The sequence below is a fragment of the Mariniradius saccharolyticus AK6 genome, from assembly GCF_000330725.2.
GTDB lineage: Bacteria > Bacteroidota > Bacteroidia > Cytophagales > Cyclobacteriaceae > Mariniradius > Mariniradius saccharolyticus.
The window spans coordinates 232,760-248,074 of sequence record NZ_AMZY02000007.1 but is presented as its reverse complement, the minus strand read 5'-3'; the positions used below and the strand labels follow the sequence as shown (position 1 = coordinate 248,074).

The window sequence follows — 15,315 nt, the reverse complement described above, 5'->3', positions numbered from 1 at the left end:
TAGCGAAAAACCCGGGGCAGGAGGCTGTAGAGATATGCCTACTTCCAATGAAAAAAAACTACATGGCTTCGAACAAGTGAAAAAATCAAAGAAACTATACGGTTGAAGGGGCTTTGGGCGGAACTTCCATGGCCGCTTTGTCCAATGGCAACTCAAAGCTGAAAATGGAGCCCTTGCCGACTGTGCTGCTGACGGATATCTTGGTCTTGTGGCCCTCAAGGATATGCTTCACGATCGCTAGACCGAGGCCGGTGCCACCCATTTCGCGGGAGCGGCTTTTTTCTACCCTGTAAAACCGCTCAAATATCCTTTTGATATCCTCGGGCGGGATGCCTTTGCCGTTGTCCTTGACTTCGACGGTGATGTGGTTTTTGTGGGGCTTGAGGTGGACTTCGACCTCGCCTCCGTCATTGTTGTACTTGATGGCGTTGGAGATGAGGTTTTGGCAGACCCGAAAGATCTTGTCCTTGTCGGCATGGGTGATGAAGGTTTTTTCCTTGTCATAGAAAAAGCGGATCAGCACCTGTCGTTTAGAGGCTTTGTGTTCCATGTCTTCGATGACCTCGTGGATCATTTCCCGCAGGTCAAATTTTTCGAAATTGAACTTGATCTCCCCGCTTTCCATTTGGTTGAGCGTGAGGAGGTCGTGGACAAGTTTGTCGAGCGAATTTAGGCTTTTCGCAGCGCGCTTGAGGAACTTCAGCCGGACGGATTTGTCATCCACAGCACCATCGAGGAGCGTATGGATATACCCTTGCGCTGCAAAAATCGGAGTCTTGAGTTCGTGGGAGATATCGGCGATAAATTCCCTTCGGAATTCGGCGTTTTTCTGAAGGGTTTCGATCTCCTTGTTTTTTGCCTGTGCGTAGGTGTTGATTGTTTTGTTGATCTTTTTGAGCGGGGAAATCGACAGGCTGTCGGACTTGTCCGTGACGGCGGAGTAGTCCTTTTTTTGGATTTTCTCCAAGACGCTGTAGATATTGGCTATTTCCTTGAAAATGAGGAACTCGAGCGTCACATTGATCAGAATATACGAGACGGAGAAAGAGATTCCACCTGCAACGACCAAAAGGGTAGGGGTCGCATCCTCCATCAAAAAAAGAAAAGCCACTGTCAAGGCTGATATAGCCAAGGCCAACACCAAAGAAATCCCCCTTGAAGTGGTAAACATGCAGTTAGTTCAGATCGAATTTATACCCTACTCCTTTGACAGTAGTGATATAATCTTCGCCGATTTTTTCCCTGACTTTGCGGATATGCACATCAACCGTCCTAGCTAGGACAAAGACATCCGCTCCCCAGATATTCTGCAAAAGATCATCCCTACTGAAAACCATATTCGGGTTTTTTGCCAGAAAATACAACAGTTCGAATTCTTTTTTGGGAAGGGTGATCGTTTTGCCGCTTTTGTCGATCGTGTAGCTCGTGCGGTCTATGATCAGATCTTTGATCTTGATCTGCGTAAGTTCCTGCTCTTTTTTGGATTCCCGCCTGAACAAGGCCGCGATTCGACTCATCAAAGCCCGGGGCTTGATCGGCTTGGTAATGTAATCGTCCGCTCCGACGTCGAACGCAGCAATTTCGGAGTACTCCTCCGCCCGGGCCGTCAGGAAAATGATAAAGGTGCCTTTCAGCTCAGGTATCTCCCTCAGTTGGCGGCAGGTCTCCACACCGTCTTGGATGGGCATCATGATATCAAGCAGAATCACGTCGGGCTGGAATTTGCCTGCGATCTTCACTGCCTTCACGCCATCTTCCGCGGATTCCACCTCGTAACCTTCTTTTTTGAGGTTGTAAGTAAGTAGGTCCACGATATCCGGTTCGTCGTCGACGACCAATACCTTGACTTTTTGCTTGTCACCCATGGGTAGATTGTGGTTTTTATTAGGCTAATATGATGCTAATTTAAAGAACGGCAAAACAAGATGGTGTCTGAGGGAGGCTGACATGGCCAAATACAACAGAAAATTTTTTTTGGGAGGGGTAATATTATTCCATTGTTAACAAATGATGAATCAATTGTTTCTCAGGCCTTTTGCATCCATGATTTCCATATCGAGGGAACCCACAACCAGTTTGGCTTTGATCTTCAAGGGGATCTTATTCATGTCGTCAGACACCCAAACGGTGACTGGTTGTTCCCCCCGGAAAAGCTTGTTTTTAGGAATAATCGGTGACAAAACATAAGCTTCGAAAGTGCCGATATTGGTCTCGATTTTTTCCTTCCTTTTGTATTGCATCTTGATCGTGTAGACTTCCTTGTCAAAAAAGCCGGTCAAGGTGATCAAATCCCCCTTTTTGAATTTTTTCATATCCATCGTGCGGAGATGGTAAAACCCACTGACGATATCCTGCACGTTGGCAGGGATTGGAAACTGCTTCGTTTCTACCACTTCCTTGTCATCCCGGTCAAAAAGCTTCACCACGGCCTGTTTATTTTGATGGTCGAAGGTGACCCTTTCATTCTTCTTATACCGTCCCTCTTCGATAAATCGGTACGAATGATGGGGAATGATATAAGCGGTATCTACATAACTTCCCCAATTGTCATTGACATAGAAAAGCTTGAAAATCCCCAAGGTCTGGCCGTACACATCTATTTTATAAGAGGGCTTGTCGTTAAACGGCACAATTTTCTTTTGCACAACCATTCTCGCCTCTGCAGCATCAAAAAAACCATAGGATACCTTGAACAATAATTCCTCTCCTTCCCTGAACGAATTGTTTTTCTGCGCCTGGCAGACGTGCAGGTAGCCTAAAAAAATAATTACGACAATTGCTGACTTTTTCAGGTAGTTTTTCATTAAATTAAAACTTCTGTCGAAAGCATCTCAAATCTTCTTACAATATTAGCAACGGATTAAGGTAGCCAATTTATTGCTTCCAACAACAAAATACGAAGCACTGACAGCATGGGTTGGTATCCCAAGTATCCGTCTTTAATTTTAATTATTCAAATCATCGAAACGTTAAATTAATAATATGAACGCAAATACAGAAAAGCTAAAAGCGCTGCAGCTTACCATCGACAAACTCGAGAAAACCTACGGGAAAGGTACCGTCATGAAACTCAGTGACAATACTGTGCAGGATGTACCTGCGATCTCTACGGGTTCCTTGGGTTTGGATATGGCATTGGGAGTGGGCGGTATACCAAGGGGAAGGGTAATCGAAATCTATGGTCCAGAATCATCCGGTAAGACAACCTTGACCATGCACTGCATTGCCGAGGCACAGAAAGCTGGCGGACTTGCGGCCTTTATTGATGCCGAGCACGCGTTTGACAAAACCTATGCAGAGAAATTGGGTATCGATACCGAAAATCTGCTGATCTCACAGCCGGATAACGGCGAACAGGCATTGGAAATTGCCGAGCACCTGATTCGTTCAGGGGCTATCGACATCATCGTCATCGACTCCGTGGCGGCATTGGTGCCCAAAGGCGAACTTGAAGGTGAAATGGGCGAAAGCAAGATGGGACTGCAAGCTAGGTTGATGTCCCAAGCGCTCAGAAAACTTACCGGGGCGATCAACAAGACCGGCTGTGCCTGTATTTTTATCAACCAGCTGCGTGACAAAATAGGCGTGATGTTCGGTAACCCAGAGACTACCACGGGCGGTAATGCCTTGAAATTCTATGCATCTGTCCGATTGGATATCCGAAGAATCGGTCAAATTAAGGAAGGTGCGGACAACGTGGTTGGTAACCGAACTAAGGTGAAGGTCGTGAAAAACAAAGTTGCGCCGCCTTTCAAAGTCGTGGAGTTTGACATCATGTATGGAGAAGGCATATCCAAAGTAGGTGAAATCATCGACCTCGGTGTCGAGTTTGAGATAATCAAGAAGGCAGGTTCTTGGTTTTCCTACGATGGCAACAAGCTTGGCCAAGGCCGTGATGCCGTCAAGGAACTATTGCTTGACAATCCTGAGTTGGCGGAAGAATTGGAAAGAAGAATCAAGGAAAAGGCAGGACTGGGTGCAAAATTAAAGGAAGAAAAGGGCGAAGATTGATTCTTTTACCTCGATATTAGAAACCAAAAAGGCTCCAAATCGGAGCCTTTTTCTTTCTAGGTCGCGCGGATCGCCTCGACAGGGTCAAGTCTTGCTGCCACTATTGCTGGAACCAAACCGGAAACGAGTCCAATCACGGATGCAATCCCGATTCCCAAGACGATGTTTTTGAGTGAGAGTATCAGCTCGAGCGAGCCAAGTTGAATAAATGTCAATGCATATACGATCAGTAGACCTGCAAAACCTCCAATAAGGCTTAGGAAAATCGCTTCAAACAGGAACTGGAACAGGATGAAGTAGTTTTTTGCGCCGAGTGATTTTTGGATACCTATGATATTGGTCCTTTCTCTCACGGAGACAAACATGATGTTGGCGATCCCGAAGCCACCCACGAGGATCGAAAATCCACCAATCACCCAGCCCGCACCCGAGATTACGTCAAATACCGAACCGATAGTATCCATCAAAAACTCGGATTTGTTGAGCGAGAAATTGTCTTCTTCGGCAGGCTTTAAGCCCCTTTTGGCCCGCATTAGCCCGACCAATTCATTTTCCAAGGAAACAAGGCCGATGTCAGATTCCAAGCCCTTGACCGCGATACTCGGTTCGATGCCATTCTTTCCGACAAAGAAGAGCTTCGTGAAACTAAAATAAGGTATCATGATCGCTTGGTCCTTGGATGCGATTTCGAAAAGGCCCTCGCCCTCTTCCTCAAAAATACCAACGACGACAAACTTCCTGCCCTTGATCTTGATTTCTTTTCCAAGCGCATCAGTACCTGGGAAAAGCGTACTTGCGATCTTGGTCCCAATCAGCGCCACATTCCGCGCAGAGCTTATTTCGGACTCAGTGAAAAACCGTCCGGACTGCAGAGGAAGATCGTATACATCTTGGTAAGTATATGTGATTCCTGTAAGGTCGGCACCTTGGAAGGCATTGCTGGCTTGCTGCACAGTAGTATTGGCAGAGGCTGAAAAGGAAACCGCTTCACTGTTTTTGAGATTTTCCCTCAAAAAAAGGTATTCGGAATAGGTATTATACGGCCTTCGGATAAACTTCCACCATGGATAATCCGGTCCACCGACAAAAAAGAATCGGTTGACAGTGACGACATTCGTTCCCAGAAAGGTGAAGCTGGATTTGATGTTTTTCTCCAAGGAATCCACCAAGGTGAATACTGCGATGATCGCAAAAATCCCGACTGTAACCCCGAGCAGGGATAGCACGGTGCGGGTGAGGTTTGATTTGAGGGCCTGCATCGCGAAGCGGATACTTTCCCACACGAGGTTGATAAATTGCACGTAGTTGGTTTGTTTAAAAACTAATCAGCAATATAAGTAGAATTGGGGATTTTTATTTTTAACTTTGCACTTTTTAAATATTAAAGAAAGATTAATCAACATAGCATACCCTACTCATTCACCATATGAAGTTATCCGACTTTAAATTAGACATCCCCAGAAAACTCATCTCCCTTTACCCAACACCCAACAGAGACGAATCCCGTTTGATGGTAGTCCACAAAAAAACCGGGCAAATTGAGCATCGGGTTTTCAAGGATATCATTGAATACTTCGGAGACGGCGACGTGTTCGTGATCAACGATACGAAGGTATTTCCTGCGAGGTTGTATGGAAATAAGGAAAAGACAGGCGCGAAGATAGAGGTGTTCCTGTTGAGGGAACTCAATCAAGACTTGAGGCTTTGGGATGTATTGGTGGATCCTGCACGGAAAATCAGGGTTGGCAATAAGCTGTATTTCGGTGACTCCGACTTGGTGGCTGAAGTAATCGACAATACAACCTCCAGAGGAAGAACCATAAGGTTTCTCTTTGATGGTTCGGATGAAGAATTTTATAAGACTATCGACAGCCTAGGCGAGACTCCTTTGTTGAAAGAATATATCGAAAGGAAAATCGAAGCAGAAGACAGGGATAGGTATCAGACAATTTTTGCGAAGCACGTCGGTGCTGTCGCGGCCCCAACAGCAGGCATGCACTTTACGCCGCATTTGCTGAAGCGCTTGGAGCTGAGGGGAGTGGACGTCACGCCTATTACATTGCATGTGGGCTTGGGGACATTTAGGCAGGTAGATGTGGAAGATCTGACCAAGCACAAGATGGATTCTGAAAATTACGATATCCCACAGAAGACCGTCGACTTGGTCAACGAAGCCTTGGATAATAAAAAGCGAGTAGTTGCCGTCGGTACGACTTCCTTGAAGACCCTGGAATCTTCCGTAACCGCGAATGCCAGACTAAAAATCAGCAAAGGCTGGACCGATAAATTTATCATCCCTCCCTATGATTTCAAGATTGCAAACGCCTTGATTTCCAACTTCCACCTTTCTGAATCTACGTTGCTGATGACAGTGGCTGCCTTTGGCGGATACGATTTGGTGATGAAGGCCTACAAAGAAGCAATCAAGGAAAAATACAGGTTCTTCTCCTACGGGGACGCGATGTTGATCCTCTAAAAAATGAAGGGCTCGAAAGGGCCCTTTTTTATTGTTCACAATTCGATCATTTTTGGATAAAATAAGGCGAGATGTAAAAAGATAGCTTTGCGCCAAAAAGAACAAGTATGAAGAAATTTGCACTGATAGTCGCCGGTGGCAGCGGAAAAAGAATGGGGGCGCCCATTTCCAAGCAGTACCTTCCTGTAGCGGGGAAGCCCATTTTGATGCATACCCTAGAGCGGTTCCGGGATGCGGTTCCCGATGTGGAATTAATTTTGGTAATTCCGCCTGCTGATTTTGACTTTTGGGAATCATTAATATTGGATTACAAATTCACCATTCCGCATCGTTTGGTCGGGGGCGGAAAAAGTCGTTTTCAATCAGTTAAAAATGGCCTTGACGCGATCAATTCAGAAGTAGGGCTGGTGGCAATTCATGACGGCGTACGCCCATTTGTTAGGCATGAGGTGATTCGGGAGAGTTTTGAAGTTGCAGAAAAGACAGGGTCGGCGATTGCGGTAGTCCCGTTGAAGGATTCGATCCGGAGGCTTTCCGATGACGGGAAGTCATTTTTTCAAGAAAGGCAATACTTCCGCTTGGTCCAAACCCCACAGACTTTTCACTTGGCAAAAATAAAAAAGGCTTTTCAGGTGCCGGAGTTGGTGCATTTCACCGATGATGCCACGGTGTATGAGCATCAGGGATGGCAGGTGACTTTGATTTCGGGAAATGCCGAAAACATCAAAATTACAACGCCGGAGGACATGGATTTCGCCGAGTACTTGGCAAGTAAGACCGGACACTGATTTTTTTACCGATTAAATCGTGGTGTTCACCGAGTTTTGGTCGGTGATTGCCTAATCCCACTCAGATTTCGGAGGCGATCGGCCTAGTTTTGACACATCATCTGAAACAAAAACCTAATTTTAAAGACCATGTCAAAACGTAAATTCAATTCCGGAAACAACGACATCACGGCAGGTATCGTGATTCTCATCATCGGTGGTGTGCTTTTGCTCAAAGCCCTCGGTATTTGGTTCCCATCTTGGGTATTCACCTGGCCAATGATCCTTATCGCCATTGGTGTGGTAAGCTTGGTAAAAAACAAGTACCAAAGCGGATTCGGAGTGTTCATGATTCTTTTTGGTTCATTCTTCTTGGTAAAAAAGAATTTCGGTTTCCCGGTTGAATTCGAACCATTTTTGATTCCAGCGGGCTTGATACTCTTGGGCCTTTACCTGATTGCCAAAAAGCAACGCAATGACAAGATGTTCAACGAGGATTTTTTCAAGTCCTACCAAAAAAATGTCAGCAATCCATCCGACCCAAATGCAGGAGGTGAAGGAACCAGTACTTTCCGAAATGGGACTTTTGTTGAAACGGGAGATGTCTTGAATGCGCAGGCACTCTTTACGGGGATACAAAAGCGGGTACTATCCAAAAACTTCAGGGGAGGCAAGACCTCCGCAATATTCGGTGGCACCGAGATTGACCTTTCGCAGGCGGATATCGCTGACGGCGCCATTCTCAATGTGGAAGTAGCTTTCGGTGGGGTGAAATTGGTGGTGCCACCACATTGGGACCTGCAGATCAACGTGTCCAATATCTTCGCAGGGATCGAGGACAAGCGCATGTACAACCCCAACGTGGCGGATTCTACCAAGGTGTTGAAAATCTACGGCTCGATCATCTTCGGAGGCCTTGAAATCAAATCCTTCTAAACAGTGATCCGGGACATCATTTTTGCGAAGAGTCTGATTTGGCTAAAGGCCTTGGCTGTCATCCTCCTTGGGATGACGGCCATAGTTTTTCTCCTGCAGCACTACGGCTATCCAATTTCATTGGCATTGACAGATAGCGCGGTTGTTATCGTCCTTTTGCTCATAGGTTTGACGATGCTGGAGAATGTCTTTCGGTTTTATGTACCGAAGAGCTCTGAGTGGTGGCTTGTCGTTTTGCTGTCAGTCATGCTGTCAGTGGTGCTGACATTTTTAGGCAGCTATCTGATGCAGTGGCTGATGGCAAATAATTCAGGGTACCTTGAAATGGTGGCGTTTTCGTATCCTATTCGGCTGATGTTCTTTATCCTCATCAGTCTGGCTTGGTCGACGATCTTGGTTTTTTATGGAAAAGTTGACGATCAAATAAAAACCAAGGAGCGCCAGGAGAAAATTGCCCAGATGGCAAAGGAGGCTGAGCTTTTCCATTTGCGCCAGCAACTTCAGCCGCATTTCCTTTTTAACAGCCTCAATTCCATCAGTGCGCTTGTCAAAAGCCAACCCGACAAAGCCCGGGAAATGGTCTTGCAATTGGCGGATTTCCTCCGGGGAACGATCAAGAAGGACGACCGAAAATGGTTGTCCGTGGAAGAAGAAAGGAATTACCTCGAGTTGTACCTTGATATCGAGAAAGTCAGATTTGGACATCGTCTTTCGGTCGTTTTCAAAGTAGATGAAAATAGCCTCTCGATGAAACTCCCGCCGCTGATGGTGCAGCCACTTCTGGAGAATGCCATCAAGCACGGACTATACGGTATCACGGGGGAGGTGCAAATCAGCCTCGCCTTTGCCAAGATTGGAAACGATCTGCAGGTGCGCGTTTCCAATCCATTCGATCCGTCCATGGGAGGAAAGCCGACTGGCGAGGGATTTGGTTTGGAATCAGTGAAACGACGCTTGTACCTCCTGTTTGGCAGAGCGGATTTGCTGTCGACCCAAACCCATCAAAACGAGTTTTTGGTAACTTTAAAAATACCCCAATACTATGTTCAAAGTACTCATAGTGGATGATGAGCCTTTGGCTACAGAAATCGTCAAAGAATACTTGGCGGATTATCCCCAATTTGAAATCATCAAAGTTTGCCATGATGGCTTTGAAGGGCTCAAGGCATTGCAGACCTCGAAGCCCGACCTGATGTTTTTGGATGTGCAGATGCCGAAACTGAATGGTTTCGAATTGCTCGAATTGGTGGAAGATGCGCCGGCTGTAATTTTCACGACCGCATTTGACCAATATGCCCTCAAGGCCTTTGATACCCATGCAGTGGATTATCTGCTCAAGCCTTTTTCCAAAGCACGATTTGCAAAATCCATTGAGAAATTTCTACAGTTGGAGCAAACAGTGGCGCTGAAAGAGATGCTTGAATCCGAGGAGCGAACCCATCAAGAGGCTGCGCAGCGGGTCGTTCTCAAGGTGAAAAACGAGATTAAGATCATCCCGGTACCCGAAATCAAATACCTCGAGGCCAATGACGATTACGTCAATATTTTCACCAAAGAGGGGAAATTCCTGAAAAACAAGACACTTTCCTATTTTGAAAAATCCCTGCCGCCCGATTCATTCGTGAGGGTTCATCGGTCCTACATGGTCAATATCGGCGAAATCACAAAAATTGAGCCGTATGAAAAGGAAGGGTATATGTTGAAGTTGAGAGGGGGGGAAACGGTGCCCGTTAGCAAGACAGGCTATCCTAAGTTGAAGTCTGTTCTGGGATTGTAAACCTGTCAAAAAAAGGAAAAGCCCGAAGTCGGGCTTTTTTAATATTCATCCTCGTTGAAGAAGAAGTCGTCTTTCGTCGGATAATCCGGCCAAATCTCTTCAATGTTTTCGTACGGTTCGCCGTCATCCTCTAGTTCTTGGAGGTTTTCTACAACTTCCAAAGGAGCACCGGAACGGATTGCGTAGTCGATCAACTCGTCTTTTGTCGCGGGCCATGGCGCATCTTCCAGGTAAGACGCAAGTTCTAATGTCCAATACATAGTGTCAGTTTTTAATGTTTACTGCCTCAGCGGCAACAAAAATAGAAATTGTTTTAAATTTTCAATTGTTAACTTAATATTTGTTCGAAAGTTCCTTCAGGATGAAATTTTTTACATCGACCTTTCTTTTCAGGGTGCTCAGTTTCTTTTTCATCATGATTTCAAAATCTGGTTCAGGGCTCCGGAAATTCTCCGTATTGTCCCGCACCGTTGCCAGTTCGCTCTCGTCGCGGTAGATCAAATCCTTGAGAATAGCCATTTTCAGTTTCTTTTGCTCGGCACGGTCCTTTTGGTCAAAATCGGGATATTTTCCTGTTACGAGCTTCTCAAGAAAGAGTTTCTCAAAAACGATCTCCGAGAAAAACTGAAACGAGCGGTTGACGAGATTGGCTTCTTTTGGTTTACGCTGTGGGAGTTTTTTCCAATCGGCCTGTAGCGTTTTGGCGGAGGAAATGATGTTCGGAGAAGTCGGCGCATAGGCCAGCTTTTTCATCTCGTCTGTCATGGACTCCATTTTTTTGAGCAGTTCCCAAGGTTTCATTTGGGGTTCGGTCTGCATCGTGCGCTTAAATCGGCTGAATATTCTATTGTTCAACTTGGAAAACTCATCCCAGAGCGGTTTGCGCCTTTCGATCGGAACTTTGCCGGCAGCTTTCCATTCTTTTTGGATTTTTTTCGAAATCTCAAAAGAAGCCTTTGCGTCTTGCATGTCAAATGCATCGCGGGCCTGCTGTACCAAGTATTCGTAGATCTTGATGTTTTCTTCTGCCTGTAGGGCCAAGGCTTCAAAGAATTCCTTCCTTCTCTCAAAAAAGCCTTCGACAATGTCGTTGAAGCTGGATTCGATTTCCTCCTCAAATTCCTTGTCCACTGGGCCGGTTTTAATCCAGCGCATTTTGAGGTTTTTGAAGTCTTCGGCAGTCTTTTTCCAATCCGTGCTGTCTTTGATAGCTTCTGCCTCCAAGATTAGGCCGCGCTTTATTTCGAGGTTCCGTTCCCTGTTTTTTTGGATGATTTCATCAAGAAATGCTTGCAACTGGCTGAGTTCTTCGATCAAAGGAGGAAAGTCACCCAAGGCATCATAGGCATACAATGATTCCTTGAGGTGCACCAGCTTCATGAGGAAGGAGCCTTTGTTTTGGTTTTCCTCAATATCCTTTTTTAAGTTGTTGATTTTCTCGAGTAAGGCCGTGTAGCGATCTTCAAAATACTTGATCGTGGAGGCCTCGTCTTCCTTTACTTCTCCAATCACCCTGTCCGGCTGATTCAAAAATCCCTTGAGATAAACCTTGTTATCTTTAATGTACCCGTATGGATGCTCCATTGCGATTTAATAGGTTGTAGGTGGTGGGTTTATATTTTCCGCAAATTAATTAATTCAAAAGCATTATTCCTAAAGTACTCCGTTTTTTGCCATCTTTGTCGTTCTCCAAAATAAAATCCCTATTTATTTATCATGAGTGCAGAAAAAATCATCTTTTCCATGGCGGGAGTGAGTAAAATCTATCCTCCGCAGAAGAAAGTTTTGAAAGATATTTACCTCTCATTTTTCTATGGCGCCAAGATCGGCGTGCTTGGTCTCAATGGTTCTGGTAAGAGCTCCTTGCTCCGCATCATTGCTGGCGTGGACAAGGATTTTATCGGGGAAGTAGTGTGGTCTCCGGGATATACGGTGGGCATGCTCGAGCAGGAACCCAAACTTGACCCGACCAAAACCGTCAAGGAAATCGTCGAGGAGGCTGTTGCTGGTACCGTCGCGCTGCTGAAAGAGTTTGAGGAAATCAACGAGAAATTCATGGATCCCGCGCTGATGGACGATCCAGATGCGATGGACAAACTGATCCAAAAACAAGGCGAAGTGCAGGAAAAACTCGACGCTGCCAACGCTTGGGAACTCGACGTGATGCTGGACAAAGCCATGGACGCCCTGAGGCTTCCTCCGAGCGATGCGATGGTCGGCAATCTCTCCGGTGGTGAAAAAAGAAGGGTGGCGCTTTGCCGTCTCTTGCTTCAGGAACCGGACGTGCTTTTGCTCGACGAACCGACCAACCACCTCGACGCCGAGTCCGTTCTTTGGCTCGAGCAGCATCTGCAGCAATACAAAGGCACCGTCATCGCCGTGACCCACGACCGTTATTTTCTGGACAATGTCGCCGGCTGGATTCTGGAATTGGATAGGGGAGAGGGAATTCCATGGAAAGGAAACTACTCTTCCTGGCTGGAGCAAAAGCAAAACCGTCTGAAGCAGGAAGAAAAGACGGAATCCAAACGCCAAAAGACCCTAGAGCGGGAATTGGAGTGGATCCGCATGGCTCCCAAAGCCCGTCAAGCCAAGGGAAAAGCCCGTCTCAACGCCTACGACAAGTTGGTGGGCGAGGACGCCAAAGAGAAAGAGGCCAAACTCGAATTGTTTATACCGCCAGGCCCAAGATTGGGGGCCAAAGTGATCGAAGCCAACAAGGTTTCCAAAGCCTATGGCGACAAGTTGCTGTTTGAGGATTTGAGCTTTTCGCTCCCGCAAGGCGGCATCGTAGGTATCATCGGGCCAAACGGTGCCGGAAAAACCACGCTTTTCAAATTGATCACGGGACAGGAAAAACCCGATTCGGGCAATTTTGAAGTGGGTGAGACCGTGAAACTGGCCTATGTGGACCAAGAACACGATCGCTTGGATCCCAACAAAACGGTATTCCAGACGATCTCAGAAGGCAACGAATTGATGAAACTGGGCAACAAAGAAGTCAACTCGAGGGCATACGTTTCGAAGTTCAACTTTGCAGGCTCTGACCAGGAAAAGAAGGTAGGCATACTGTCAGGAGGCGAACGCAATCGGGTCCACCTGGCGCTGACGCTCAAGGAAGGCGGCAACCTGCTGCTTTTGGATGAACCTACCAACGACTTGGATGTCAATACGCTCCGTGCGCTGGAGGAAGCTTTGGAAAACTTCGGCGGCTGTGCGGTGATCATTTCCCACGACAGGTGGTTTTTGGACAGGATTTGTACACACATCTTGGCCTTTGAGGGCGATTCCCAGGTGTATTGGTTTGAAGGCAACTTCTCCGATTACGAGGAAAACAAGAAGAAAAGGCTGGGTGATGTGACGCCGAAGCGGATCAAATACAAGAAGCTGAGATAGTCGAGTAAGCATTTGCTGATAATATTCCAAAGAACCCCCGCAGGTAGATAATTGCTGGGGTTTCTTTTTGTCTGGCATTTTCTCCATCAAGCGAAACATAGGCTAATGACCCGAAAAATGATGAACGGTTAGGAATTGTATTTCTATATACTCAATTTGAGACAATAGAAACAATAACCACACAAATACACCGGTCACATGAAAACCAACAGAAGGGAATTTTTGGCCAAAGTCGGCCTCGGAACCGCCGGAATGGCCGCAGTGCCATTTGGCATACAAGCAGCTACTACAGGCACAACCAACCATCAAGCCTCTGATGACGAACAATTTTTGTTTATCGGCGATGACATCGCGATCGCCAATACCGCCTTTGGAAAAGTCCGTGGATACCAACTGAATGGAATTTATACCTTTCTCGGCGTACCTTACGGAGAAAACACCACAGGGAAAAACCGCTTTATGCCGCCCCAAAAACCACAAAAATGGGAAGGCATCAAGGATACCATTTGGTGGGGAAATACCGCGCCCCAAATTATGGACAATCGCTACGCAAATGTCCATTATTCCTTTGCCGACCATTGGAACTACGATGATGTGAGTGAGGATTGCCTGAAGCTGAATGTCTGGACACCGGCGATCGGCGATGGGAAAAAACGTCCCGTGATGGTTTGGCTGCACGGCGGTGGATTCACCAACGGCAACGCCATCGAGCAGGATGGCTACCATGGAGAGAACCTCTCCCGAAAAGGCGATCTCGTGTTCGTCTCCATCAACCACCGCTTAGGGCCCATTGGTTTTACTGATTTCTCAGGTGTGGGTGGAGCGAAGTATGCCAATTCCGGAAATGTGGGCATGCTGGATATCATCGCAGCCTTGCATTGGGTGCGTGACAATATCGCCAATTTCGGCGGCGACCCCGGCAATGTTACCATCATGGGGCAATCCGGCGGCGGCGCAAAAGTCACTGCTACCATGGCCATGCCCGCTTCCAAAGGTTTGGTGCACAAAGGCGTGGCGCTGAGTGGGTCCATGTTGACGGCCAATGACCAGGAGTACAGCAGGAAGTTGGGCCAATATGTGATGGAAGCGGCGGGATTGACACCGGATACTTTGGACAAAATCCAGGAGCTCACTTGGCGGGAATACCTCGATGTGGCTTACAAAGCCATGGACAGGATGCGTAAGGAATTTCCGCAGCCGGGGTTCAGAGGCGGTTTCGCCCCGGTGGCCGATGGTGTCAATATCCCTAAGGGCGAGTTTTTCTCCAATCCAAACGGACATGAATCAGAAGTCCCACTCATGATTTGCACCACTTTCCACGAATGGAGTGCCACCCGCACCAATCCCCAACTCGAAGCGGCGGATACAAATGGTGCCATCGAGGCGCTCAAGCCTAGATTTGGCGAGAAGGTAGGGGAGGTCTTCAAGGCTTACCAAACGAATTTCCCGGATAAAAAACCAGCCGAAATCATGGCCTTGGCTGCGTCCAACAGGCAAAATGCAGTAGCCTGCGGAAATGCGAAAGCCAAGCAGAAAGCACCAGTCTACATGGCTTGGTTTGGTTGGGAGCCTAACCTGTATAATGGAAGAATGCGTGCTTTCCACTGCATCGATATCTGTTTTTGGTTTGACAATACGGACAGGATGTACACGCATACTGGAGGAGGAAAGCGTCCGCGCGAACTTTCCGAAAAGATGTCAAGCGCTTTGATCGCCTTTATGAAAACCGGGAACCCCAATGCAGGGACCTTGCCCAATTGGCCGAAATTCACTGTGGCGAATGGTGAGACGATGGTACTCAACGACAAGAGTGAGGTAAAAAACGATCCCGACCGCGCCGCAAGAATGGCATTGCCAAGAGCCTAAACATGTCACCAAGGCAAACAACCAACAAGCCTTCGCCAAACAAAGATTTCGGCGAGGGCTTTTTTTTTGAACTTTCATCTTGGCAG

The 15,315-nt window shown here is 46.9% G+C and carries 14 protein-coding genes; 8 read left to right on the top strand and 6 right to left on the bottom strand.

Annotated elements, in window-relative coordinates; genetic code table 11:
* Positions 1-94: 94 nt before the first annotated feature.
* The 3 genes from C943_RS06455 to C943_RS06445 form a co-directional block, all read right to left on the bottom strand.
* Positions 95-1,171, bottom strand: a complete 1,077-nt coding sequence (locus C943_RS06455; protein ID WP_008625578.1) for a sensor histidine kinase — start codon at positions 1,169-1,171, stop codon at positions 95-97.
* A 4-nt stretch (positions 1,172-1,175) separates the two neighbouring features.
* Positions 1,176-1,865 (bottom strand): response regulator transcription factor, encoded by a 690-nt coding sequence (locus C943_RS06450; RefSeq protein WP_008625577.1) that lies wholly within the window; start codon positions 1,863-1,865, stop codon positions 1,176-1,178.
* A 150-nt stretch (positions 1,866-2,015) separates the two neighbouring features.
* Complete coding sequence (locus C943_RS06445) at positions 2,016-2,804, bottom strand: DUF3108 domain-containing protein (RefSeq protein WP_008625571.1); 789 nt, start codon at positions 2,802-2,804, stop codon at positions 2,016-2,018.
* A gap of 178 nt (positions 2,805-2,982) precedes the next feature.
* On the opposite strand from C943_RS06445, the gene recA reads away from it, so the two are divergent.
* The gene (recA, locus tag C943_RS06440; protein WP_008625559.1) at positions 2,983-4,011 is read left to right on the top strand and encodes a recombinase RecA; all 1,029 of its coding nucleotides are present in this window, start codon (positions 2,983-2,985) and stop codon (positions 4,009-4,011) included.
* Positions 4,012-4,067: 56 nt separating this feature from the next.
* Here recA and C943_RS06435 read toward each other — a convergent pair whose 3' ends face one another.
* A complete protein-coding gene (locus C943_RS06435) occupies positions 4,068-5,312 on the bottom strand; it encodes an ABC transporter permease (RefSeq protein WP_008625557.1) in 1,245 nt (414 codons plus the stop codon).
* 125 nt (positions 5,313-5,437) lie between these two features.
* Here C943_RS06435 and queA point away from each other — a divergent pair, with 125 nt between their 5' ends.
* From queA to C943_RS06410, 5 genes are all read left to right on the top strand, one after another.
* A complete protein-coding gene (gene queA / locus C943_RS06430; RefSeq protein ID WP_040479309.1) occupies positions 5,438-6,487 on the top strand; it encodes a tRNA preQ1(34) S-adenosylmethionine ribosyltransferase-isomerase QueA in 1,050 nt (349 codons plus the stop codon).
* A 107-nt stretch (positions 6,488-6,594) separates the two neighbouring features.
* Positions 6,595-7,275, top strand: a complete 681-nt coding sequence (locus tag C943_RS06425) for a 2-C-methyl-D-erythritol 4-phosphate cytidylyltransferase (protein WP_008625544.1) — start codon at positions 6,595-6,597, stop codon at positions 7,273-7,275.
* Between the two features lie 129 nt (positions 7,276-7,404).
* Positions 7,405-8,190, top strand: a complete 786-nt coding sequence (locus tag C943_RS06420) for a LiaF transmembrane domain-containing protein (RefSeq protein WP_008625543.1) — start codon at positions 7,405-7,407, stop codon at positions 8,188-8,190.
* Positions 8,191-8,193: 3 nt separating this feature from the next.
* On the top strand, positions 8,194-9,258 hold the full coding sequence (locus C943_RS06415) for a sensor histidine kinase (RefSeq protein WP_008625542.1): 1,065 nt from the start codon (positions 8,194-8,196) through the stop codon (positions 9,256-9,258).
* On the top strand, positions 9,233-9,967 hold the full coding sequence (locus C943_RS06410; protein ID WP_008625541.1) for a LytR/AlgR family response regulator transcription factor: 735 nt from the start codon (positions 9,233-9,235) through the stop codon (positions 9,965-9,967). Before C943_RS06415 ends, C943_RS06410 begins: the two co-directional genes overlap by 26 nt.
* 38 nt (positions 9,968-10,005) lie before the next feature.
* On the opposite strand, the gene C943_RS06405 is transcribed toward C943_RS06410, so the two are convergent.
* Both C943_RS06405 and C943_RS06400 read right to left on the bottom strand, forming a co-directional pair.
* Complete coding sequence (locus C943_RS06405; protein ID WP_008625540.1) at positions 10,006-10,227, bottom strand: DUF2795 domain-containing protein; 222 nt, start codon at positions 10,225-10,227, stop codon at positions 10,006-10,008.
* A 73-nt stretch (positions 10,228-10,300) separates the two neighbouring features.
* Complete coding sequence (locus C943_RS06400) at positions 10,301-11,551, bottom strand: DUF349 domain-containing protein (protein WP_008625539.1); 1,251 nt, start codon at positions 11,549-11,551, stop codon at positions 10,301-10,303.
* Between the two features lie 132 nt (positions 11,552-11,683).
* On the opposite strand from C943_RS06400, the gene ettA reads away from it, so the two are divergent.
* The gene (ettA, locus tag C943_RS06395; protein WP_008625537.1) at positions 11,684-13,363 is read left to right on the top strand and encodes an energy-dependent translational throttle protein EttA; all 1,680 of its coding nucleotides are present in this window, start codon (positions 11,684-11,686) and stop codon (positions 13,361-13,363) included.
* A gap of 198 nt (positions 13,364-13,561) precedes the next feature.
* Positions 13,562-15,229, top strand: coding sequence for a carboxylesterase/lipase family protein (locus C943_RS06390; RefSeq protein WP_008625536.1), 1,668 nt, complete (start codon positions 13,562-13,564; stop codon positions 15,227-15,229).
* The last annotated feature ends 86 nt before the right edge of the window (positions 15,230-15,315 follow it).

What these genes read in the sequence shown, in the direction of transcription:
- C943_RS06390 (WP_008625536.1), top strand. Translation starts at nt 13,562, where the DNA reads ATGAAAACCAACAGAAGGGAATTTTTGGCCAAAGTCGGCCTCGGAACC.
- ettA (WP_008625537.1), top strand. Translation starts at nt 11,684, where the DNA reads ATGAGTGCAGAAAAAATCATCTTTTCCATGGCGGGAGTGAGTAAAATC.
- recA (WP_008625559.1), top strand. Translation starts at nt 2,983, where the DNA reads ATGAACGCAAATACAGAAAAGCTAAAAGCGCTGCAGCTTACCATCGAC.
- C943_RS06410 (WP_008625541.1), top strand. Translation starts at nt 9,233, where the DNA reads ATGTTCAAAGTACTCATAGTGGATGATGAGCCTTTGGCTACAGAAATC.
- queA (WP_040479309.1), top strand. Translation starts at nt 5,438, where the DNA reads ATGAAGTTATCCGACTTTAAATTAGACATCCCCAGAAAACTCATCTCC.
- C943_RS06425 (WP_008625544.1), top strand. Translation starts at nt 6,595, where the DNA reads ATGAAGAAATTTGCACTGATAGTCGCCGGTGGCAGCGGAAAAAGAATG.
- C943_RS06405 (WP_008625540.1), bottom strand. Translation starts at nt 10,227, where the DNA reads ATGTATTGGACATTAGAACTTGCGTCTTACCTGGAAGATGCGCCATGG.
- C943_RS06450 (WP_008625577.1), bottom strand. Translation starts at nt 1,865, where the DNA reads ATGGGTGACAAGCAAAAAGTCAAGGTATTGGTCGTCGACGACGAACCG.
- C943_RS06420 (WP_008625543.1), top strand. Translation starts at nt 7,405, where the DNA reads ATGTCAAAACGTAAATTCAATTCCGGAAACAACGACATCACGGCAGGT.
- C943_RS06400 (WP_008625539.1), bottom strand. Translation starts at nt 11,551, where the DNA reads ATGGAGCATCCATACGGGTACATTAAAGATAACAAGGTTTATCTCAAG.
- C943_RS06445 (WP_008625571.1), bottom strand. Translation starts at nt 2,804, where the DNA reads ATGAAAAACTACCTGAAAAAGTCAGCAATTGTCGTAATTATTTTTTTA.
- C943_RS06455 (WP_008625578.1), bottom strand. Translation starts at nt 1,171, where the DNA reads ATGTTTACCACTTCAAGGGGGATTTCTTTGGTGTTGGCCTTGGCTATA.